Annotated in this window: 23 protein-coding genes; 18 read left to right on the plus strand and 5 right to left on the minus strand. The window is 32.5% G+C overall.

All coding sequences use genetic code 11. The features are described 5' to 3' along the window. Positions 1–131 precede the first annotated feature (131 nt). From EBF09_RS09435 to EBF09_RS01555, 10 genes are all read left to right on the plus strand, one after another. Positions 132–260: a hypothetical protein gene (locus EBF09_RS09435; RefSeq protein WP_269801076.1), complete on the plus strand. Its 129-nt coding sequence runs from the start codon at positions 132–134 to the stop codon at positions 258–260. A 367-nt stretch (positions 261–627) separates the two neighbouring features. Next, positions 628–3165 carry a hypothetical protein gene (locus tag EBF09_RS01515; RefSeq protein WP_121763387.1) on the plus strand — a complete coding sequence of 846 codons (2538 nt, stop codon included), beginning with the start codon at positions 628–630 and terminating at the stop codon, positions 3163–3165. Between the two features lie 63 nt (positions 3166–3228). Next, positions 3229–4923, plus strand: coding sequence for a ShlB/FhaC/HecB family hemolysin secretion/activation protein (locus EBF09_RS01520; protein ID WP_121763388.1), 1695 nt, complete (start codon positions 3229–3231; stop codon positions 4921–4923). Positions 4924–5405: 482 nt separating this feature from the next. Then, on the plus strand, positions 5406–5939 hold the full coding sequence (locus tag EBF09_RS01525) for a hypothetical protein (protein WP_121763389.1): 534 nt from the start codon (positions 5406–5408) through the stop codon (positions 5937–5939). Continuing rightward, positions 5939–6394 carry a hypothetical protein gene (locus EBF09_RS01530; protein ID WP_121763390.1) on the plus strand — a complete coding sequence of 152 codons (456 nt, stop codon included), beginning with the start codon at positions 5939–5941 and terminating at the stop codon, positions 6392–6394. The genes EBF09_RS01525 and EBF09_RS01530 overlap by 1 nt, the downstream gene beginning before the upstream one ends. Positions 6395–6469: 75 nt before the next feature. Next, entirely contained in the window at positions 6470–7105 is a 636-nt protein-coding gene (locus tag EBF09_RS01535; protein WP_121763391.1) for a hemerythrin family protein, read from the plus strand. 67 nt (positions 7106–7172) lie between these two features. Then, the gene (tviB, locus tag EBF09_RS01540) at positions 7173–8426 is read left to right on the plus strand and encodes a Vi polysaccharide biosynthesis UDP-N-acetylglucosamine C-6 dehydrogenase TviB (protein WP_121763392.1); all 1254 of its coding nucleotides are present in this window, start codon (positions 7173–7175) and stop codon (positions 8424–8426) included. Between the two features lie 331 nt (positions 8427–8757). Next, entirely contained in the window at positions 8758–12012 is a 3255-nt protein-coding gene (gene carB, locus EBF09_RS01545; protein ID WP_121763393.1) for a carbamoyl-phosphate synthase large subunit, read from the plus strand. Then, positions 12012–12458 carry a Sua5/YciO/YrdC/YwlC family protein gene (locus tag EBF09_RS01550; protein WP_121763394.1) on the plus strand — a complete coding sequence of 149 codons (447 nt, stop codon included), beginning with the start codon at positions 12012–12014 and terminating at the stop codon, positions 12456–12458. The genes carB and EBF09_RS01550 overlap by 1 nt, the downstream gene beginning before the upstream one ends. 1 nt (position 12459) lies before the next feature. Continuing rightward, on the plus strand, positions 12460–12900 hold the full coding sequence (locus EBF09_RS01555) for a hypothetical protein (RefSeq protein ID WP_121763395.1): 441 nt from the start codon (positions 12460–12462) through the stop codon (positions 12898–12900). On the opposite strand, the gene EBF09_RS01560 is transcribed toward EBF09_RS01555, so the two are convergent. The 5 genes from EBF09_RS01560 to EBF09_RS01580 are packed head-to-tail and all read right to left on the minus strand — an operon-like array spanning position 12885 to position 17387. Further along, positions 12885–13616: a M15 family metallopeptidase gene (locus EBF09_RS01560; RefSeq protein WP_121763396.1), complete on the minus strand. Its 732-nt coding sequence runs from the start codon at positions 13614–13616 to the stop codon at positions 12885–12887. The genes EBF09_RS01555 and EBF09_RS01560 overlap by 16 nt on opposite strands. Beyond that, positions 13591–13836, minus strand: coding sequence for an HP0495 family protein (locus EBF09_RS01565; protein WP_121763397.1), 246 nt, complete (start codon positions 13834–13836; stop codon positions 13591–13593). Before EBF09_RS01565 ends, EBF09_RS01560 begins: the two co-directional genes overlap by 26 nt. Positions 13837–13839: 3 nt before the next feature. Beyond that, positions 13840–14229, minus strand: a complete 390-nt coding sequence (locus EBF09_RS01570; RefSeq protein ID WP_121763398.1) for a YbgC/FadM family acyl-CoA thioesterase — start codon at positions 14227–14229, stop codon at positions 13840–13842. Positions 14230–14243: 14 nt separating this feature from the next. Further along, positions 14244–16271 (minus strand): WG repeat-containing protein, encoded by a 2028-nt coding sequence (locus EBF09_RS01575; protein WP_121763399.1) that lies wholly within the window; start codon positions 16269–16271, stop codon positions 14244–14246. A gap of 30 nt (positions 16272–16301) precedes the next feature. Next, complete coding sequence (locus tag EBF09_RS01580) at positions 16302–17387, minus strand: ATP-binding protein (RefSeq protein ID WP_232817621.1); 1086 nt, start codon at positions 17385–17387, stop codon at positions 16302–16304. Positions 17388–17578: 191 nt separating this feature from the next. Between EBF09_RS01580 and rpsJ the strand changes: the two genes are divergently transcribed. From rpsJ to rpsC, 8 genes are read left to right on the plus strand one after another with little or no spacing between them, the layout of a single operon-like run. Then, positions 17579–17890 (plus strand): 30S ribosomal protein S10, encoded by a 312-nt coding sequence (rpsJ, locus tag EBF09_RS01585; protein WP_121763401.1) that lies wholly within the window; start codon positions 17579–17581, stop codon positions 17888–17890. A gap of 9 nt (positions 17891–17899) precedes the next feature. Next, entirely contained in the window at positions 17900–18478 is a 579-nt protein-coding gene (gene rplC / locus EBF09_RS01590; RefSeq protein WP_121763402.1) for a 50S ribosomal protein L3, read from the plus strand. Next, positions 18475–19089, plus strand: a complete 615-nt coding sequence (rplD, locus tag EBF09_RS01595; RefSeq protein WP_121763403.1) for a 50S ribosomal protein L4 — start codon at positions 18475–18477, stop codon at positions 19087–19089. Before rplC ends, rplD begins: the two co-directional genes overlap by 4 nt. A 2-nt stretch (positions 19090–19091) precedes the next feature. Next, on the plus strand, positions 19092–19373 hold the full coding sequence (locus EBF09_RS01600) for a 50S ribosomal protein L23 (RefSeq protein WP_121763404.1): 282 nt from the start codon (positions 19092–19094) through the stop codon (positions 19371–19373). An 11-nt stretch (positions 19374–19384) separates the two neighbouring features. Next, positions 19385–20212: a 50S ribosomal protein L2 gene (gene rplB, locus EBF09_RS01605; RefSeq protein WP_121763405.1), complete on the plus strand. Its 828-nt coding sequence runs from the start codon at positions 19385–19387 to the stop codon at positions 20210–20212. Between the two features lie 9 nt (positions 20213–20221). After that, entirely contained in the window at positions 20222–20503 is a 282-nt protein-coding gene (gene rpsS, locus EBF09_RS01610) for a 30S ribosomal protein S19 (RefSeq protein WP_121763406.1), read from the plus strand. Positions 20504–20512: 9 nt separating this feature from the next. Beyond that, on the plus strand, positions 20513–20842 hold the full coding sequence (rplV, locus tag EBF09_RS01615; protein ID WP_121763407.1) for a 50S ribosomal protein L22: 330 nt from the start codon (positions 20513–20515) through the stop codon (positions 20840–20842). Further along, on the plus strand, positions 20842–21546 hold the full coding sequence (rpsC, locus tag EBF09_RS01620) for a 30S ribosomal protein S3 (RefSeq protein ID WP_121763408.1): 705 nt from the start codon (positions 20842–20844) through the stop codon (positions 21544–21546). Before rplV ends, rpsC begins: the two co-directional genes overlap by 1 nt. The last annotated feature ends 1 nt before the right edge of the window (position 21547 follow it).

Below are 21547 nucleotides of genomic sequence, written 5' to 3' on the forward strand. Positions count from 1 at the left end.
CCTCTGTTTTATTGTAATAGAGGGTGTTCCTCCTTGTCATTGCGAGGAGCGAAGCGACGAAGCAACCTAAAAGAATTACCCCTAAAAGTAAAATCCATTAGACTGCCACGCAAATATTATCCTATTTACTTATGATGATAGGGGTGGGGAGTATTGTGTTTTTTGTGATGGGAGTAAGATGTTGTATTTTGTTTGTGAGGGTAGGTGGAATGGGATTGCAAGTTTTGCTTGTAAGATTGAAAGAAAAATTTTATTTTTAGGTAATTTTATGTATAAATATGGAATATTAAAGTAAAATTAACTTAAAAATATTGATTGTTTCTCTCAATAGTCAATATTGCATAGCAGAATTTATATATAAGGTTTATAAAATAAGATTTGTAGTATAATTCGCCCTCAAAATCAAAATTTACCGCAAAAGGAGTGAGTTTATAGATATCTGAAAAATTTTATTTTGCAATAAATTTATTTTTATAGATTGGGTTCGTAGCTTAAAATGGGGAATTTACACAATTATTTACAATCCTTATCATAAGTTTTATTTTTTAATGCTTGAAAATAGTTCATAGATTAAAAAATAAGTAAATTTTATATTTTAAAAAATAATAAAAGGAAAGGGTTTTTTTAATGGTTAAAGTAGGTAAAGTTTCTCTATTAAGCATTATTACGGCTTTGGCACTTGAAGCACAAGTGACTAAGATTGGCTATGAGTGTTTAGAAAATAAAGATGTATGGGATTATGCTAATAATACTCATAAAAAAATAGAAGGTAAAAATTACTGCAGCATCAAATCTAACGATTCTATTAAAGGTGCAACACTTATTTATGATAATCCAAAAATTTTAAATGATAAGCAAAAACTTCAAATCATCACTCCAGATGTTAATACAAAACTTCTCGTGCGTGGCACACATAGTGGCTATTCTTCTAATGAGGAATTAAGGGATATTGCCTATGTTCCTTTTGTGATAAGTGCTTGGAGTAAAATGGGGAATGTAAGCGATAATAAGCTTGTGTTAAAAGCAGGAGAGCTAAGCTCTGTGTATTTTGTTTCTCCAAGTGATGCTAAAGAAGTGCAAGTACCAAAGGCTTCTAAAAAAGGAGATAGTTTTAACTTTCTTGTAACTCCTGCACTTACACAAAAAGGGGATTCTAAAAACAATAGCCTTATTTTGCAAAAAGATGCGTATGTGAATATGGGTGTGGAAAACACTTATAATCTTGATTTAAATGGCGCGCCTTATCTTGTAGGAGGGATTTCATTTTTAGGGGATTCTTTAAATAACTCTGTGCTTTTAGAAAAGGGTGCTAGAGTGGATTTTCATCCAAGCCTTTATAAAGTAAATAGTGATGATGATAGAGTTTATGATGAGCGTATGACACATATTGTGGGAGGTATTGCTTATAATGGAGATGTTAGTGAGAATAAAACTAGCATTCAAGGGAGTAAATTTATCGTTCATGGAACTTTAGGGAGTTATTCAACTTCAGTGGTGGCACACATTGCTGGGGGCTTTGTAGATGTGAATGATAAAAAAGAACACAATGCTTTAAGAAATAGTTTGGAAATAGATGGGTTGGATTTAGATTTAAAAATAGATTCTAAAGAAATGCTACAATATTATGATGCACTTTTATTTGGAGAGTTTTTTGGAGGGAAAACAGCACAAGGAAAGGCAGACAACAATAAAATTACTCTTAAATCTTTAAATACCTATAAGAAATTAAAAGATGGGATTAAAATCCAAGGGCTTTTTGAGTTTTATGGTGGATATAGCACAAAAGGAAGTGCGAATTATAATAGTATCGATATTGATTTAAGGAAACCTTTTGCACTTTCTGAAACTTATCTAGGTGAGAGTGGATTTAGTTTTTATGGAGCATATGCAAGTAGTGGAGCTAGCTTTAATAGTGTAAAGATTAGAAACAATCTTACAGAGATTGATACAATCCAGAATGAGGATAGAACACAGAAGCTTCGCGATAAAATTTCCATCGTAGGAGCAAGAACGCTTGCAGGAGATGCAAATTCTAATATTATTGATTTTAAAGATTCACAAAGTGCATTGCCTCTTTATGTTTTTGCGGTAGATAAAGAGTTTTTTGAGGGAAGCTATCATTATGCACAAAATGCTAAAAACAATAAAATTACTTTAAATAATGTTTTTAGTAGAGAAACGATTAAAAGCGGTATTGAGGCTATACAAGTAGAAGGAAATAGTATTGAATACTACAATGTAGAGGCGCAAAAATCCAATACAAATAAAGATAGAGCAAGTGGAATTTTTCTTTATGGATTAGAGAGTGCTAAAAATAATAAAGTAAATGTAGGTAACTACTACTCTACTTCGCAAGTTGATATTTATGGGGCTAGAGGAGAGGTTGAATCTTATAAAAACGAATTTAATTTCAAAAATACTAAATTTGCCTCAGACGCACCAAAATCTGGATTGTATATTATCGCAGGAGTGGGGCAGAGTGCCTATGAAAATACTTTAAGTCTTGTGGATGTGAGTTTAGGCGACTATAAAGAAGAAGATGGAGATGAGATTTATATTGCAGCTAGTGGTGTTCCAAATGCAGAGAGTAATCTAGCTCTTTCTTATAAAAATACACTTTATATAGGTGGAGAATTTAGCAAAGATGATAAAGTTAACATTAATGCAATTAGTGGAAGTGTGATAAGAATCCCATTTTGGCAAAGTCCCTCAGGTGTGTCTTTAACTCTTCCAAGTCCTTCACTTGCACAATTAAGCGAAGATAATCATCTTATAACTGAAGCAAAGTTAGAAGCAAAAGTTGTAAATAATTTTGAACATTTTAGTTTTATTTACAAGAAAAAAGATTCTAAGAGTTTTGTAAAAAGTTTAGGATTTCCTATTAATCTTTCTTTAGCGGCAGATTTTAATCTTTATGTACCTAAGGGCGTTGCTAAACCGCAAAATAAAATTGCACTTTTAGAGAGCCAAGAGGGGTTTGCAGATATGAATGGGAATCCTCTAAATAGGGCAGATCTTTTAAAAAGTATTGAAGCAATCAATCAAAGTAATAATAAAGCAGAAGTAGGAAAAATAGCAGGTTTTCACAAAGAAAATTTTACAAAATATAAGTTAAATTTAAGTTTAAGTGAAGATGGCAAAATTATTTATGGAGAGGCTAGATAGCCTCTTTTAACAAGACTTAAAAGAAGTCTTTATTGAAATAGAAATTTATTTAAAGGGTTATTTATGGGTAAAAAAAGTTTTTTAGCACTTAGTCTTGTAGGTTTATGTTCGTGTGTTTTTGCGCAAACAAGTCCAGAGGAAGCAAAGCAACTAGAGGATATGATTAACACTTCTCCTTATAGAGATGTGCCACAAAATAAAAATATTACAAATACGCTAAAACAGCAACAAAACTCTTTTAAACAAAAAGATAAAGAAAATCTTGATGAAGAAGGTTTGCAATTAAGAGAAGAGCAACAATATAAATACAAATATAATTTTAAGATTGATAATAAAATTGATGGCAAAGAGGTTACTTTAAAAGATTTAGGGATTGAAGAGAAATGGCTAGCAGAATCAATCTATGCACAAAAGATTTCTAAGATCTCTCCAGAAACTTTACAAGCAATCACAAATATTGTCTCTTATTATTTTCAATACAATGGCTACCCTTCAGCGACTGCTTATGTTCCACAACAAACGATTAAAGATACCATTCAGGTAAATATTATTGTGGGGACTTTGGGGGATTATACTATTAAAAATTATTCTAAATTGAGTGATTTTGCTATTAATTCTAAGCTTAGTGAATCGCTTAAAGGCAAGATTATCACTACCAAAAATATGGAAGATGTTATCTATAAGATTAATCAAAGTGCAGGTATTGAGGCTGTGGGTGCATTAGAGGCTGGGGAGGATTTTGGAGAGAGTAATGTTGCAATAGAGATTTATGATAGTAAAAAAGCAAGTGCAATGCTCTATGCGGATAACTACGGAACAGAGGGAGCAGGGCAAATTAGGTTTGGTGCGACAACGACTTTTAATAATCTTTTTGGTTTGGGCGATTCTTTAAATACTATGGTGCAAAGAAGTAACGAAAATCAGCTTAACTATGGAGCGACTTACACTACATTTATAGGGAATCTAAAAATTTCTCCAAGAGTGAATAAAGGAAACTATGAGCTAGGTGGAAACTATAAGAAAATGGGAGCCGTGGGAACTTCTACGGACTTTGGAGTAGATTTTACTTATCCGCTTTTTATAAATTCTACAAATTCTTTGTATTGGAGTGCTGGATATACACACAGAAAGCTAAAAGATGCTTATGAGAGATTTGGGATTGACTTTATGAAGCATAGTGATGTGGGTTATGGAGGATTTGAAGGAACTTATGGTGGGATAGAGAGAAATTATCTAAGCTATAATGTGAAAGTGTATTATGGAGATGTAAAGGGTGATGATTCTTTAACAAAAGATGCACCAGGAACAGGGAAGTTTTCAAAGCTTAATGTTTATTTAAATAATCAATATTATTTACATGAAAAGCTTACACATCTTTTTAATGTAAGCTATCAAAAGGTTTTGGGAGGATTTTGGCTAGATTCTAGTGAATCTGCATCTTTAGGGGGTCCTTATGGTATGAGGGCCTATAGAAATGGAGAAGGAGAAGGTGATAATATGGTAATGGCAACTTTAGGTTTGCGTTATCAAAGTCCTATCCCAAACTTCTACATCACTCCTTTTTATGAGCTTGGGTATTCTTGGAATGAAGATAAGGAAAGACAAGAGTATTTTATGGATTCAGCAGGGTTGGAGCTACTTTATTTAAAGCCCGATGCTTTTTATGTTAAAGTAGATTTAGCAAGAGCCATCAAAAAGCTAGATACAGATGGAGCAAATAGAGCAAGAGCTTATGTGGGGGCAGGAATTTATTTTTAATGTGTAGATTTTATAAAAAATACAAGCAAGGAAATTACATCGTATAGGGGCTTAGGAGTGCTTGCCCTCCTAGCCTATTAACCTAGATTTATAAATTTTAATAAATAGGTGTTATAATTAAGCAAATAAATGCTATAATTACTACGATATAAAGCATTTTGCATTCTCCTTTCGGCGAAGCAAATTTCCCTTAGTGAAGTCGTAATTCACTAAGGAATCAAACTTCACGCGATAAAATTATACCATAGAATTACTACAAAAAGCTTCTATTTATTAAACATTTTTAAGATTTTCTAAAAGTTTTGGATTTAAAATAAAAGATTATTTTAATGCTATAAATTTTAAAATTTATGTAGGATAAAAATATTTCTTAAATTATATTTTCTTATAAATATAGAATTGACATATAATAGAAATTTTACTAAAATTAGGAATTTTGAAGTATAAGTAGCCTTAAGGGGAGAGGTTTATGAAGGGGCGTTATGGAATTAAAAGATTTTTTAAATCGTGGTATATTAGAACTTGAAAACTTTTTAAACCATACAGAAAAAGAGGGTGATGGGATTAAGTATGAAGTGATTTTGATGCAAGAAGATTTGCAAAAAAAGTTATGGAAATACAAGCAAAAAGAGTTTATGTGTGTCCTTTTGCGTTTGCTTATATGGAAAAGAGATAATGAAAAAGTATCTTTTAACTTTTCAGATGTTTTAGCATTTATGAGTATGAACACTCTTGTAAAAACTGCGATTAAATACAAATTCCAAGTCAAAAAAGATAAAGCCATAGAAGAATATGTAAGATACATTACAAAAGCCTTGCAAATTGATTATGAGGAGTTTGTAAGAGGGGATGTGAGAGATATACAATGGCTTAGTGAAGTCTTAAAAAAGAGTGAAACAAGAACACAAAGTGTAAATGAGATTTTAATGTGTATTAAAGCATGGAGAATTACTCTTTCTAATCTTCCTAGTTTGGCAGAACATAGAAGAGAACAACGCTTGGCAAAGAGTGTTTAATGCTTAGTGGAATAAAGTTTAAATATGTGCCTCCCATAGAGTTTTCTTCCAAAGAAAGCCTAAAAGAGTTTGTAGAGCATCTTTTTAATTTAAATAAGCATTTTAATCAAGATACAACCCATAATCAATATTATTCTTTTAATCAAGCAGATTATTGCAATCTAAAAGCAAATTATTTGGGAGAGAGTTTATGTTTTAATGATGAGAGCTTTAGGAAGATTGAGGCCAAATTTACTTTAGAGTTTTTGAGCCATTATACACATAAACAAGTTAAGAGTGATACGCTCTATTTTGCTTTTTCTCATGATTTTTATGATGAGGATTGTTTTATTAAAATTGTGCAATTTTTGGAGCAAAAAAAGACTTTTAAAGATAAAATTTTTTCCTATGTAGTGGTGCATTTAAATTCTGGAGCTTTTCATTTGCATCGATTGTTTGTAGAAAGAAAACTATAGGAGAAATTTTTAGTTTAAGGAATATTCTTTAAAAAAGAAGATAAAATAAAGAATTTATAAAAAGGTGTGTTAAGAGTGATAAAATGGAGTAATTCTTTTAGTGTGCATAATGAGAAGGTGGATGCACAGCATAAAATGCTATTTGCTATTGCAAATCGCGTGTTTTTGTTGGCAAATCGTCAAGCAACTGCCAATGAAATTAAAGAGGTTTTAAAAAAATTTTTTGATTATATGGGAGTGCATTTCAAAGAAGAAGAAAAATATATGGAGAAAATCGGCTATCCTAAGCTAGAAGAACATAAGCAAATCCATAATATGATAACAAAACAAATGTTTTCTATTGTCAAAGAAGCAACAAGTCTTAATGAAATTAAAGAAAAGCTAAGTATAGTTGCTAAAAAGTGGCTTTTAGAACACATTTTAAAAGAAGATATGAAGGTAGAAAAATTTAGAAGAGATTCTATTATTGCAAGTTCTGATGTATGTGATTTAGTAGTGCCAGAACTTTTGAATAATATTGATAGTCTTAGCGAATATGATGTAATAGAAGATGGTTTTGAAGAGGGGGAGGAAATTGATGGGTTTTATTATACTTGTGCATGTCCTAATAAAATCCATGATGTGCCAGATGATGTGCATTATAAGATCTTAAAGGGTGTTTCATTTAGATGTAAAGTATGTCAAAAAGCTTTGGTATATAAAACAAAATAAAATGTTATTTATGAAGGATTTATTAAAAATAAGTAGAATTTTATAACTTTATATAAAAGGGAGATAAATGAAGACTTTAGCTGTAATTGGACTTGGATATGTTGGATTACCACTAGCAGTGGAGTTTGGCAAGAAATATGAAGTGATTGGATTTGATATTTATGAAGCTAGAATTAATGAGCTAAAAGAAGGCTATGATAGAACGCTAGAAGTAGATAAAGAAGAGCTATTAAGTGCTAAAAAACTAAGCTATACCACAAACTTAGAAGACCTAAAAAAAGCACAAATTTTTATAGTAACCGTTCCAACGCCTATTGATAACTACAATAAACCTGACCTAACTCCACTAAAGAAGGCATCTACAAGTGTTGGAAAAGTGCTTAAAAAAGGCGATATAGTAATTTATGAAAGCACGGTTTATCCGGGTTGCACAGAGGAAGATTGTGTGCCTATTTTAGAAGAGATGAGTGGGTTAAAGTTTAATGTAGATTTCTTTTGTGGATATTCGCCAGAGAGGATTAATCCGGGGGATAAAGAACATAGACTACCAAGTATCAAAAAAGTAACAAGTGGTTCTACACCAGAAATTGCAGAAGAAGTAAACAATCTTTATGCAAGTATCATTACAGCAGGGACACATAAAGCCTCAAGCATAAAGGTAGCCGAAGCAGCCAAAGTTATAGAAAACTCGCAAAGAGATATTAATATCGCCTTTGTAAATGAACTGTCGCTAATCTTTGATAAAATGGGCATAGATACACTAGATGTGCTAGAAGCAGCAGGGACAAAGTGGAACTTCTTGCCATTCCGCCCGGGACTTGTAGGGGGGCATTGTATAAGTGTCGATCCATACTACCTAACACATAAGGCTGAATCTTTAGGCTATCACTCACAAGTAATCCTAGCAGGAAGACATATTAATGATAATATGGGGATTGTAGTTGCAAATAAAGTTATAAAACTAATGATTAAAAACTCTCATCAAATTGTAGGTTCTAAAGTTGCAATCTTAGGAATCACATTTAAAGAAAATTGCCCAGATATTAGAAACTCAAGAGTAGTGGATATTATAAAAGAATTACAAGAATTTGATTGCTGTGTAGATGTTTTTGACCCATGGGCAGATAGCAAAGAAGTAGAACACGAATATAATCTTACTTTGCAAGATATGGATAAATTTAAGCTCCAAGATTATAAAGCAGTTATTGTTGCTGTTTCACATAATGAGTTTAAAAAATATGACTTTAGCAATAAAGGTAAAACTATAATTTATGACTTAAAAGGAATCTTGCCAAAAGAGCAAGTAGATGGGAGATTATAATTTCTCCTTTTTTATAAAAGTTGCTACTATATGTTGCAACTATTGGAATTGATTACTTTTGCTATCGCCCCTAAAGTTTTTCTGGGTTTTGCTTTTATTGTTCTAGAAATTTTAAAACTAAAGCTATATACATTAAAGACTATGATAAAACTAAACAATCTATAATTTACATTACAGGCAAAAACACCCTAAGCAATCAAAAATCGTTATCAATTAAAAACTTACATATTGACTTAGTTCTGCAATAAAATTTCATTGACGCTACAAAAATTTAAGTCTTAACACGCTAAAATAACAAGATTTATTTAAAAACTATTTAAAAGAAGAGCTAATGCCAAAAAGAGATGATATTAATACAATTTTATTGATTGGTTCAGGGCCTATCGTGATTGGACAAGCTTGCGAGTTTGATTATTCAGGAACTCAAGCTGCAAAAACGCTTAAAGAGTTAGGTTATAAAGTTGTGCTTATCAATTCTAACCCCGCTACAATTATGACAGATCCAGAGTTTGCAGATAGAACTTATATAGAGCCTATTACAGAAGAGGTTGTGGCTGATATTATTAAAAAAGAAAAAGTAGATGCCATTTTGCCCACTATGGGGGGGCAAACCGCACTTAATATTGCGATGAGTATGTTTGAAAAAGGAATGCTTGAAGGTATTAAATTTTTAGGTGCAAAGCCAGAAGCAATTAAGAAGGGTGAAGATAGACAAGCTTTTAAGGAAGCAATGCTAAAAATTGGTATGGATTTACCAAAATCCCGCTATGCTTATACGCTCAATGAAGCACTAGAAGCGGCAAAAGAGATAGGATTTCCTCTTATAATTAGGGCAAGTTATACTCTAGCAGGTGGTGGAAGCGGTGTGGCTTATAATATAGATGAGTTCAAAAGCCTTGTAGAAGCAGGGTTAGAGATTAGCCCTATTGGCGAGATTTTGATTGAAGAGTCTTTATTGGGTTGGAAAGAATATGAGATGGAAGTTATCCGCGACAAAGAGGATAATTGTATTATTGTATGTTCTATTGAAAATTTAGATCCTATGGGAGTGCATACAGGGGATTCTATCACGATTGCTCCAGCACTTACTTTAACCGATAAAGAATACCAAAGAATGCGCGATGCTTCTTTTGCGATTTTGCGTGAGATTGGCGTGGATACAGGTGGGAGCAATGTGCAGTTTGCGTTAAATCCAAAAACGGGCAGAATGACAGTTATTGAGATGAATCCTAGAGTTTCAAGAAGCTCGGCTTTAGCAAGTAAAGCTACAGGCTATCCTATTGCCAAAGTTGCAACACTTTTAGCAGTTGGCTATACTTTAGATGAGATTAAAAACGATATCACAGGAACTCCTGCAAGTTTTGAGCCTAGTATAGATTATATTGTGACTAAAATCCCGCGATTTACTTTTGAGAAATTTCCACAAGCTGATTCTACGCTTACTACTTCTATGAAGAGTATTGGGGAGGTTATGGCGATTGGTGCTACTTTTAAAGAATCGATACAAAAGGCTTTGAATAGTTTAGAAACAGGGATTTTTGGATTTAATCCACAAAGTAGTGATTTAGCAGAAATCCAAAGGGAAGTAAGGCGTCCTAATGCAAATAGAATCCTTTATGTAGCAGATGCTTTTAGACAGGGAGTAAGTGCAGAAGAAGTGCATGAATGGAGCAGAATCGATCCTTATTTTTTATATCAAATTGAAGAGATTATAAAATTTGAAAAAAGCATTAGTTTTGAAAAGTTGCAAAAAGAGGAATTTTTAAGAGAGGCTAAAATCTATGGTTTTAGTGATAAAATGCTTGCTTTTTTGATTAATCAAAAGGAATCTTTAGAGATAAGAGAAGAGGATATTTACTCTTTGCGTAAAAATTTGGGTATCACACAAGCTTATAGTGAAGTGGATACTTGTGCTGCAGAGTTTGCCACTAAAACGGCTTATTTGTATTCTCATATTCCTTTTAACAATAAAGAGGAAGAAAAGCCACAAGAGAATAGCAAAAAAGTGATGATTATCGGAGGAGGTCCAAACCGCATAGGGCAGGGTATTGAGTTTGATTATGCGTGTGTGCATGCGGCTTTTGCACTCAAAGATATGGGGATTAAAAGCATTATGTATAATTGTAACCCAGAAACTGTTAGTACCGATTATGATACAAGTGATGTATTGTATTTTGAACCCATTACTTTTGAGCATGTAAGATCTGTGATTGAAAGAGAAAAGCCAGATGGAATCATCGTGCATTTTGGAGGGCAAACTCCTCTAAAACTAGCTAAAAAGCTCACAACCATTGGTGCAAATATCATAGGCACAAGTGCTAAAACCATAGATGTAGCAGAAGATAGAGAGAAATTTGCTAAGTTTGTAGAAGAAAATGGATTATTACAACCTAAAAATGGCACGGCCTTTACCAAAGAAGAAGCCATTAGCATAGCACAAAGCATAGGTTTTCCAGTTCTTGTGCGTCCTAGTTATGTGCTGGGTGGGCGTGCTATGAGGATTGTTTATAACATTGCAGAATTGCAAAATTATATGAGTGAGGCTGTGAGTGTTAGTGAGGATTCTCCGGTTTTAATTGATAAATTTTTAAACAATGCAATCGAGCTTGATGTGGATATTATTTGTGATGGAGTAGATGTGTATATTGCAGGGATTATGCAACATATTGAAGAGGCAGGAATCCATAGTGGAGATTCTGCTTGTTCGCTCCCTACAATTAGTATTAGCAAAGAGAAGATTAAAGAGATTGAGGAAACTACTGCTAAAATCGCAAGGAATCTTGGAGTAGTAGGGCTTATGAATACGCAATATGCGATTTTTGAAGATACTTTGTATTTGATTGAAGTAAATCCTAGAGCTTCACGCACCGTACCTTTTGTATCTAAAGCTACAGGTATACCTTTAGCTAAAGTTGCAACCGATGTAATGGTAAATAAAGATTTAAAAAAGGCACTCGAGCGTTATGATACCTTTAAAAAAGTAGAGTTTAAAGATGGATTGTATAAGCCAAAGTTATCTAACCATATCGCAGTAAAAGAATCTGTTTTTCCTTTTAATAAGTTAAATGGTGCAGTGATGGTTTTAGGACCTGAAATGCGATCAACTGGCGAAGTTATGGGAATTAGTGATAGTTTTGGGATTAGTTTTGCTAAAAGTCAGTTAGCTTGCAAGAATAATATTCCATTAAGTGGAGAAGTCTTTTTATCGCTAAAAGCACTTGATAAGCCTTATGCTGTGGAGTTTGCTAGAAAGCTTAAGGAGCTTGGTTTTAGCTTGTGTGCTACAAGAGGGACGGCTAAAATCATAGAAGAAGCAGGAATTGCTTGTAAAGAAGCACTAAAGATTAGTGAAGGGCGTCCAAATATTGGTGATATGCTTGCAAATGGCGAGATTGCTTTAGCGATTAATACAAGCGATGAGGCTTCTAGTAAAGATGATACGGATAAAATAAGAACACAAGTATTACGTAATAATGTGCCTTATTTTACGACGATTGAGGCTGCTAGAGTAGCGATTTTAGCTATTGGAGAGATTAAAGAGAAAAATCCAAATCTTGCAAAATCAATTCAAGATTTCTTGAGATAATGCAACCTCTCATCTATTTAGCCCAAAGTGATACCACTGCGGGCTTTCTTTCTAAAGATTTTCATAGATTAAATTCTATTAAAGGGCGTGAAATTTCTCAAAATGTGCTTTTAACTACGGCAAGTTTAAAAGATTTAAAAAGTTTAACAAGAATCCCAAATTTACATAAAAATAGAGTGAGAAGAAGCCAAAAGACTACTTTTATTTATAGGGTTCCTAATAATATTGCAGTGCGTGTTGTGGCAAGTGGAATGCACCATGAGTTTTTGTCTTTTTTGGGTGCTCTTTATTCAAGTTCTGCAAATTTTCATAAGCAAAAATTTAATTTAGAATTTGCATTAAAAAAAAGTGATGTGGTTGTGCTAGATGAGCGTGGAATAGAAGAGAAGGAAGCTTCAAAAATTTTTTTAATCCATAATAAAAAAATAAAAAAAATAAGGGGCTAAAATGAAAGTAGCAGATTTTATTCAATCTATTTTTGTAGGTATATTTTTTGTATTTATTTTGATGTGTGTTTTTTGGGTGGCGATTTTTGTAAATTATATTCAATTTTATGGAATCAAAGAGTTTTTTAACCCTTTTTTTGGAAATGTGTTTAATGGGGTGATTTTTACATTGCTTGTTGTGATCTTTGGGCTTGGTTCTATGATAAATTTTTTAGCCAAGATTTTAAGGGTTATTTATGGTGTTTTGCTTTTGTTTAGCCTTATTTTGTTTGTGCCTAGCTTAGGAAAAGCAGTGGGTGGAATTTTATTAGGTTCTAAGGAAGTTGTGCTAAAAAATGGAGAAGAAATCAGGGTGCATAGCCTCTATCAAAATAAATTTTATATTATTTATGAAGAGGATAAAGGGGATAAAAAAGAGCTTGTGTATTATGAACGCCCATAACATAGAATTTCAGGGCGGTATTCAAAGTGCATAGTATCATAATGCCACCATTTTCCTCCCCAGATAAATCCCTCGCTTTCAAAAATTTCTATGATTTGTTGCGGAATCTTTTTGGGATTTTTTCTTGTTTTATCCCATAGCCAATAGCGTGAGTGTGCTACATTAATATCTATTGCAATCCCATAGCTGTGCGCGCTTAGGCGGTTTGTATTTGCGATTTTTCTATATTTATAAGTCCCACCGATTTTGCTAAGATAGGGAAGATATTTGCCATCAAGCGTTTTTAGTTTTTCCTTTACACGCCTTAGTGCTTCATAAGCACCATTTTGCGTGTTAAATAAAAAGACTTCCCCATCTAGCCAAGTGAGTTCTTTTAAATTTTTTTCTACTTCTTTTTGTGAGTTTCCATAAACTTGCCCTAAAAGTTCAAAATTTCTTATGCGTGAGGAATCTTCATAAGGATTTTTAGGAGCATTTTGTGGATAAGGATAGAGAAACATACTTGCAATATCAGGATTTTGTAATCTCTCTTCATAGCTTATGTTTTCTTTATGGGTAGCAAAAGGAATGGAATAGGAATTTTTTAAAATCACTTGATTGTTTGTGATGTGTGAGATAGGGTAGCTTTGCATAAGGCAAGTGTGGATTTTATTTGCACTCACATAAAGCGGTAAAAATAAAAGAGTGAAGCTAAATAACGATATGGATTTTTTCATGGCTTGAGAATTTAGAGAAGATTAAATCGCGTTCTTCTTCGTTATCTACTAGCACTTCAATATTGATGCTATGGTATTTGCCACCTTTGCTAGCTTTACCTAAAGTGTGTTTGAAATCTTTATCTATAAGGTTAAAAGCAATTTCTATAAGCTCCTCTTTATCGTTTCCGATGATTTTATATTGCCAAAGGCAAGGATAGGTGATTTGTGGTTTTTTCATAACTTAGTCTTTTTGTAAATTTTTAAAAATTTCATTTGCAAAGGGTGGAATTTTGGTAATTTTTGGTATTCCTTTATTTTGAGTAATGCAAACTAATAAGATTGTAGCACAAAATATCTTTTTTTCTTGTAAAAATATTTCTTGTTCCAACAAAATAGAAGCACTTTTAAGCTCTAAAATTTTGGTTTTTACTTCTAGTAAATCACCAAGCTTTGCAGGGTGTAAAAACTCAATTTGCATAGATTTTACAACAAATCCTAGATTATCAGTTTGTGGGCTTAAACCAAGAGCAAAAAACCACTCACTTCTTGCTCTCTCACAATATTTAAGGTAGTTTGCATGATAGACAATCCCGCCACAATCTGTATCTTCATAATAGATTCTTATTTTCATTTTCACCTCATAAATTAATCTGTTAATTTTAAAAATCTTCCTAAATCAAAGAATTTTGGCTCAATAAGAATTTTGCCATTTTTATCCATTAAGCCTATTTTAGAGCCTTTTTGAAATCTTATAAACCCAAGTTCTTCTATAAAATCTTCTAGTACTAAATAATCATATTCTGGTTTTATAAACACATTATTTTCTAAATTCAAAAAACCATATTTTGCACTATATCTGTCGTCATTTTCATAAATTTTTAGCAAAGCTATATCCCCTAAAATAGAGATTTCATCATAAAAGGGCTCTAGGATAAAATTTCCTTTTGTATCTATAAGACCTTCTTTATCAAAAGGACTTTTTTTATTTATAACCGAAACCTTTATATATCCATTATCTTCTTCTGCATAAAAGACAGAAGGTATTTCAATAAGCTCCCCTTTTTTGTTAAAAAATACTACTTTTGTATCATAGCGCATTTTGGCCTTTATTAATCCATTTGCATATGTGCTGTATTCTAAATAAGAAAATTGTGGTTCAATAATTATTTCTCCCTTTTTGTTAATAAAACCCCAATCGTGATTTAAATAGATTCCTGCAATTTCCCCATAGAAGTCTTGTGCTTCTGCAAATTGTGGTTTTATAACCATTTTACCTTTTTTATTAATAAAACCCCATTGATTATTCAGCTTAACTGCTGCAAGACCTTCATGAAAATTGCTAGCCTCCACATAAATGGCGGGTATAACCATTTTTCCACTTTTGTCTATAAAGCCCCATTTTCTATTTAGCTTAACTCTAGCAAGATCTTTATAAAAACTATAAACTTTTTCATAAATAGTAGGTATAACCCTTTTCCCATTTTCATCTATAAAGCCCCATTTCCCATTCTTTTTTATAGATATAAGTCCATTATCAAGCTTACCTACCGCATCAAATTCACTTTCAGCTATCACTTGAAATTTAGCATTTGCAATGCCAAATTTATTGTTAGATTCAAGTTTGATTAAGCCTTTATCAGCCATTCTATAAAAATTATCAAACTTAGCTTCCAAAAGAAACTCAAGCTTTTGATTAATTAAGCCCCATTTTCCATTTATTTTTATTGAAAATATATTGTCTGTAAAATCAATAAAAGAATCCGCATAGCTACTCACCTCTTCAATATTTTCTATAAGAATTTTTCCAGAAGCGTCTATAAAGCTTATTTTTTCATTTAAAGTAACTTTGAAAAAATCTCCAAAAAATTCTATATTATCATAGATAGGGTTTATTATAAAATTTCCATTTTTATCTATAATCCCCCATTTTCCACTTTTACTTGCTAGAGTATAAGGAATGCGAAAATAAGAAGTTGCATCAAATTGTGGTTGAATGACAAACTCTCCTTTTTTGTTAATAAAACCAAAAAGTTCATCTTTTTTTGCTGGGGCAAGCCTATCATGAAAATCATAGGCACTTTTGAAAGTAAAATCTATAACAATATCCCCCCATTCATCTATAAATCCCCATTTATCATCTTTTCTAACTGCGATAAGTCCTTCAGAATAATCTTTAATTTCTTCAAATTGAGGTTCTAAAATCTCTTTGCCTTCTTGATTTAAGATACCATATTTATCATTTGTAGCAACTTTTATAAAACCATTGTTTAAAAGATCAAAATCGCTATATTTTTCTTCTGTGATAAAGTTTCCTTCTATGTCAATAAGGCCATATTGAAGAGGGTTTTTGGAGATAGCAGGTGCAAAGCCGTATTCTAAAAATGAAAGATATGTTTTTGCTTTGCTAAGCCCTAAATCTTGAGCCTTTTTATAATAGGCTTTAGCGCTTGTAAAATCTCTTTTTGGAGAATTTTGATAGAGTCTTCCAAGCTCTAAACAAGAATCTGCATTGTTTGCATCGCAATCTTTTTGGTAAATTTGCACGAGTTTTTCACAGCTTTGTCTTTCTTTAAAGCTACATTGTTTTTTTAGGGTATCTAGCTCTTTATCCTTAAAACAACCTCCTAATAGCCCCACTAAAAGCAAAGCAGATAGTAACTTAGCTTTTTTCATCACTTCCCCTTTTTATAAAATCTTTATATTTTAACAAAACTCTATAAAAGTTTCAAATGCAAATTCGCTAAAGGGAAGGATTGTGTAGGGAGTGCCTAGATTTTCTCCTTTTTCTTTTTGGCTAAGACTTAGGATTAAAAAGCTTTCACAAAATTCTCTTTCCTTTGTAATTTTACTTAGTTTGGTTTCTAGATTTTGGATAAAAGGCATACAAAGAATCCCTAAAGATAATGCAGGGATATAAAAATCAATTTTATCTGTATAAAAAATCTCATCTTTAAAGCGTGCATAAAGTTCTAAAAACACCATATTTTCAAAAAGTGTAGAGAAATCTTTTTGAAAGCTTAGAGAATTTTTAAGGCTAAAATCCCAAAAATAAAGCTTTTTAGGAGCGAGTGCATGCTCAAATTTTCTTACCCAAAAAAGCATATTTTGTTCTTTTAAAGTATTTATAAAATTATAAAATCTATCTTTTGAAATCTTACCTTCTTTTTTTAATTTTGTATAAATTTGATGGGGGGAAACTTTAAGTCCTGAAGAAAGAATAAGATTTTTAAATATCCACAACTCTGTAATATCTTTGCTTAATATCTTTAAAAGATTCCCTTTGTTTTCTTCAAAATTTTCTTCATAAAGAGTGCCTTTTTTAAGATATTGATGAAAAACTTCTTGGATTTGTCCTTTGAAAAGTTGCATAAATTCATTAAAAAGAATAGGAGGAAATCCTAAAGTAGTAAATGAGGGAATAGAATAATAAATATTAGAAATTAAAATAATATTTTCTAATTTTGGCAAATAAGAGGGAGGGAGTAAAGTGGGTGAGTAGTGATTAATGATTAATGAATCTATTTTGGTTTTAGCGCAAAAATCATTCAAGTCTTTTAGAAAATCTAAATTATTAAAACGAATATCTTCCAAATCTATATAGAGTTTTTTAAGATCTATTTTATCTTTTTGGTTGAAATAATGAAGCACATAATCGTTTTTACCTAAAAAAGGTGCACCAAAAATTAGAGCTTTTTTGGGAAGATTTAAAGAAAGTTTGCGATGGATTTTATTAGAATTTTTAGGATAATTTTCAAAAATTTGTTCTAAAAGCATAATTTTTTCTCTCAAAAAATAAAAATTTAGTATGGAATATTTGCGTTGTAGAAATATTATTATTTTCCTTTTTAAAAGGAAATAAAATTTTATTTTGCAAGAAGAAAAAAGTTAAAAAGTATTGCTAAAATGGCATAAAATAAGTATAATTGCAACTTCCAAAAATATTTACATCAATTTTTGATGAGTTCTTTGAAGGAAAAAAAATGGAAAAAATTAGACTTAAGTTGAAAGCCTATGATCATCGTGTTCTTGATAGATCAGTAGTATCTATTGTAGATGCTGTGAAAAGAACCGGTGCAGAGATTCGTGGTCCTATTCCACTCCCAACTAAAAAGAGACGCTACACAGTTTTAAAATCTCCTCACATTAACAAAGATTCAAGAGAGCAATTTGAAATTCGTGTGCATACGCGTATTATTGATATTGTATCAGCTACGCCTGAGACTGTGGATAGCTTGACAAAATTAGATATGGCACCTGAAGTGGATGTAGAAGTCCGCTCAATGGGTAAATAAGGGGCATAAATGGAATTTTTAGTAGAAAAGATTGGAATGAGTAGGACAATCGGTAAGCCAAGTATTCCTGTAACTTTGCTAAAAGTGAAAGATGCTAAAGTTTGTGAAATGTTTGAAGGTGGAAAAGCACTTGTTGCTTATCATCAAGGAAAAACATTGAATAAATCTATTGCAGGAGTGCAAAAAAAATATAATCTTGATAAAGAGTTTAATCGTTTTGCAACTTTGGCAGTAAGTAATACAGAAGCAGGTGATTTAGATTTATCTCTTTTAGAGAGTGCAAAAAGAGTTAAAGTATCTTTTAATACAAAAGGTAGAGGCTTTAGCGGTGTTATGAAAAGATGGAATTTCCAAGGTGGTCCAGCAGCTCATGGTAGTAGATTTCACAGAGCTCCGGGTTCTATTGGAAATCGTGAGTGGCCAGGTCGTGTTCAGCCGGGTAAAAAAATGGCAGGACATTATGGAAATGAAAAAGTAACGGTTCAAAATGAAATTGTTTCTTTTGATAAAGAACATAATGTTTTGGTATTAAAAGGTTCTGTTCCAGGTTTTAATGGAGCATTTGGAAAAATAAAGGTTGTAAAATGAGTAAAGCAATTATTTTGGATTCACAATTAAAAAAGAGCGGTGAAGCTGCGTTGCCAGAAAGTTATCAAAGCATCCATTCACACAATCTTTATTTGTATGTTAAATCTTTTTTGGCTTCATTGCGTGCAAATAATGCAATGGCTAAAACTCGCGGTAAAGTGAGCGGTGGTGGTAAAAAGCCTTGGAGTCAAAAAGGTGGCGGTAGAGCAAGAGCAGGAAGTATCACTTCTCCAGTATTCGTAGGAGGGGGTGTAGCTCATGGTCCTAGCAACAATAGAAACTACAATCTTAAAGTAAATAAAAAGCAAAAAAGACTGGCTTTACAATATGCTTTACAAGAAAAAGCAAATAATGGTAGTTTGTTTGTTGTTGATAAAATTGATGTAGAAAGTGGTAAGACAAAAGATGCAGCAAATTTATTTAATGCATTGAACCAAAGAAGCACTTTATTTGTTTGTGAAGCATATAATGAGAAAACTTACCTTGCTTTTAGAAACTTAAAGCAGTGCTATTTGATTGATGGGGCAGAGTTAAATGCTTATTTAGTAGCCACATTCAGATCGGTAGTGATTGAAAAATCGCTTTTTGAAACTATCACTAAAGAGGGTTAAAAATGGCAGGTATTACAGATATTAAATCCATTATGTATACAGAAAAGTCTCTTAAGCTTCAAGAGCAAGATGTGTTGGTAGTGCAAACTTCACCAAGTTTAAGCAAGACACAATTAAAAGAAGTATTTAAAGAGTATTTTGGAATCACTCCTTTGTCTATTAATTCTTTAAGACAAGAAGGTAAAGTAAAGAGATTCCGTGGTGTTATTGGTAAAAGAAATAACTTTAAAAAATTCTATGTTAAGCTACCTGCGGGTGCGAAAATTGAATCACTAGCGGTATAAGGGGTTAGAAAATGGCAATTAAAACATATAAACCATACACTCCTAGTAGAAGATTTATGAGCAATCTAAGCTCAGAGAATATTACTGCTAAGCCAAGTGTAAGAAAATTATTAGTGAAACTTCCCGTTCATGCAGGAAGAAATAATAACGGAAGAATTACAAGTCGCCACAAAGAAGGTGGGGCTAAAAAGCTTTATCGTATTATTGATTTTAAAAGAAATAAATTCAATATTGAAGGTAAAGTAAGTGCGATTGAATACGATCCATATAGAAATTGTAGAATCGCATTAATCACTTATAAAGATGGTGATAAAAGATATATTATCCAACCAAGTGGCTTAAAAGTAGGCGATATTGTGCTTTCAGCAGAGGGTGGATTAGATATCCGTTTGGGTTATGCTATGAAGTTGAAAAATATTCCTATTGGAACTGTTGTGCATAATATTGAAATGTATCCAGGGCGTGGCGGACAGCTTGCAAGAAGTGCAGGAGCAAGTGCGCAACTTATGGGTAGAGAAGGAAAATATTCTATTCTTAGAATGCCAAGTGGCGAGATGCGATATATTTTAGGTGAATGTATTGCTACAATTGGAACAGTTGGAAATGAGGATTTTGCAAATATTTCTATCGGTAAAGCAGGTAGAAATAGATACTTAGGTGTAAGACCTCAAACAAGAGGTTCAGCAATGAACCCAGTAGATCACCCACATGGTGGTGGTGAAGGTAAAACAGGTTCTAGTGGACATCCAGTTTCACCTTGGGGAATGCCAGCTAAAGGTTATAAGACTAGAAAGAAAAAAGCAAGTGATAAGCTTATTATTTCAAGAAGAAAAAAATAAGGAAAACAAATGGCTAGATCAATAAAAAAAGGTCCTTTTGTTGATGAACATTTAATGAAAAAAGTAACAAAAGCAAAAGAGACAAAAGACAATAAACCGATTAAAACTTGGTCAAGAAGAAGCACGATTATTCCAGAAATGATTGGCTTAACTTTCAATGTTCATAATGGGAGAGCATTTGTTCCTGTGTATGTTACAGAAAATCATGTGGGCTATAAGTTGGGTGAATTTGCACCTACTAGAACTTTTAAAGGACACAAAGGTAGTGTCCAAAAGAAAATCGGTAAGTAAGGGGAGAAGATGAGTAAGGCATTATTAAGATATATTCGTTTATCACCTACTAAAGCTCGTTTGATTGCAAGAGAAGTGCAAGGAATGAATGCAGAGCTTGCGATTGCTTCTTTAGAGTTTATGCCAAATAAGGCTGCAAAAGTGATTTCTAAAGTAATTGCTTCAGCAGTAGCAAATGGTGGTTATGAGGCTGAAAATGTGATTGTTTCTTCTTGCAGAGTGGATGCAGGTCCAGTTTTAAGAAGATTTACTCCACGCGCTAGAGGAAGAGCAACTCCAATTAGAAAACCCACTTCACATATTTTAGTTGAAGTAGCACAAAAAAGTAAGGATAAATAATGGGTCAGAAAGTAAATCCTATTGGTTTAAGACTTGGTATTAATAGAAATTGGGAATCAAGATGGTTTCCTGCATTTGCGAGTGCGCCACAAAATATTGCTGAAGATCATAAAATTAGAAAGTTTCTAAAAAAAGAGCTATATTATGCTGGTGTTAGTGACATTGTTGTTGAAAGAACTGCTAGAAAAATCCGTGTAACCGTTGTGGCAGCACGCCCAGGGATTATTATCGGTAAAAAAGGTGCAGATGTTGAAAAACTAAAAGAATCTTTAAAGAAAATCGTAAATAAAGATGTGTTTATCAACATTAAAGAGGTTAAAAAACCGCAAAGTAATGCACAACTTGCAGCTGAAAGTGTAGCAACACAGCTTGAGAGAAGAGTAGCTTTTAGAAGAGCTATGAAAAAAGTAATGCAAGGTGCTATGAAATCAGGTGCTAAAGGTATTAAAGTAAGAGTTTCAGGTCGTCTAGCAGGTGCAGAGATGGCAAGAACAGAGTGGTATATGGAAGGAAGAATCCCTCTTCATACTTTGAGAGCTAAAATTGATTATGGTTTTGCAGAAGCTTTAACGACTTATGGAAATATTGGTGTTAAAGTATGGATCTTTAAAGGAGAGGTTCTTCAAAAAGGGATTCAAGCTGAAAAACAACAAGAGAGTGGCGAAGAGAAAACTCGTCCAGCTAGAAAAAGAAAGGGGCAATAAT

The sequence above is a fragment of the Helicobacter burdigaliensis genome, assembly GCF_003670295.1.
In the GTDB taxonomy this organism is placed as follows: Bacteria; Campylobacterota; Campylobacteria; order Campylobacterales; family Helicobacteraceae; genus Helicobacter_D; species Helicobacter_D burdigaliensis.

Bases quoted from the DNA above. Each gene is read 5' to 3' on its own strand.
- EBF09_RS09435 (WP_269801076.1), top strand. From the start codon at position 132: ATGATGATAGGGGTGGGGAGTATTGTGTTTTTTGTGATGGGAGTAAGA.
- EBF09_RS01515 (WP_121763387.1), top strand. From the start codon at position 628: ATGGTTAAAGTAGGTAAAGTTTCTCTATTAAGCATTATTACGGCTTTG.
- EBF09_RS01520 (WP_121763388.1), top strand. From the start codon at position 3,229: ATGGGTAAAAAAAGTTTTTTAGCACTTAGTCTTGTAGGTTTATGTTCG.
- EBF09_RS01525 (WP_121763389.1), top strand. From the start codon at position 5,406: ATGGAATTAAAAGATTTTTTAAATCGTGGTATATTAGAACTTGAAAAC.
- EBF09_RS01530 (WP_121763390.1), top strand. From the start codon at position 5,939: ATGCTTAGTGGAATAAAGTTTAAATATGTGCCTCCCATAGAGTTTTCT.
- tviB (WP_121763392.1), top strand. From the start codon at position 7,173: ATGAAGACTTTAGCTGTAATTGGACTTGGATATGTTGGATTACCACTA.
- carB (WP_121763393.1), top strand. From the start codon at position 8,758: ATGCCAAAAAGAGATGATATTAATACAATTTTATTGATTGGTTCAGGG.
- EBF09_RS01550 (WP_121763394.1), top strand. From the start codon at position 12,012: ATGCAACCTCTCATCTATTTAGCCCAAAGTGATACCACTGCGGGCTTT.
- EBF09_RS01555 (WP_121763395.1), top strand. From the start codon at position 12,460: ATGAAAGTAGCAGATTTTATTCAATCTATTTTTGTAGGTATATTTTTT.
- EBF09_RS01560 (WP_121763396.1), bottom strand. From the start codon at position 13,616: ATGAAAAAATCCATATCGTTATTTAGCTTCACTCTTTTATTTTTACCG.
- EBF09_RS01565 (WP_121763397.1), bottom strand. From the start codon at position 13,836: ATGAAAAAACCACAAATCACCTATCCTTGCCTTTGGCAATATAAAATC.
- EBF09_RS01570 (WP_121763398.1), bottom strand. From the start codon at position 14,229: ATGAAAATAAGAATCTATTATGAAGATACAGATTGTGGCGGGATTGTC.
- EBF09_RS01575 (WP_121763399.1), bottom strand. From the start codon at position 16,271: ATGAAAAAAGCTAAGTTACTATCTGCTTTGCTTTTAGTGGGGCTATTA.
- rpsJ (WP_121763401.1), top strand. From the start codon at position 17,579: ATGGAAAAAATTAGACTTAAGTTGAAAGCCTATGATCATCGTGTTCTT.
- rplC (WP_121763402.1), top strand. From the start codon at position 17,900: ATGGAATTTTTAGTAGAAAAGATTGGAATGAGTAGGACAATCGGTAAG.
- rplD (WP_121763403.1), top strand. From the start codon at position 18,475: ATGAGTAAAGCAATTATTTTGGATTCACAATTAAAAAAGAGCGGTGAA.
- EBF09_RS01600 (WP_121763404.1), top strand. From the start codon at position 19,092: ATGGCAGGTATTACAGATATTAAATCCATTATGTATACAGAAAAGTCT.
- rplB (WP_121763405.1), top strand. From the start codon at position 19,385: ATGGCAATTAAAACATATAAACCATACACTCCTAGTAGAAGATTTATG.
- rpsS (WP_121763406.1), top strand. From the start codon at position 20,222: ATGGCTAGATCAATAAAAAAAGGTCCTTTTGTTGATGAACATTTAATG.
- rplV (WP_121763407.1), top strand. From the start codon at position 20,513: ATGAGTAAGGCATTATTAAGATATATTCGTTTATCACCTACTAAAGCT.
- rpsC (WP_121763408.1), top strand. From the start codon at position 20,842: ATGGGTCAGAAAGTAAATCCTATTGGTTTAAGACTTGGTATTAATAGA.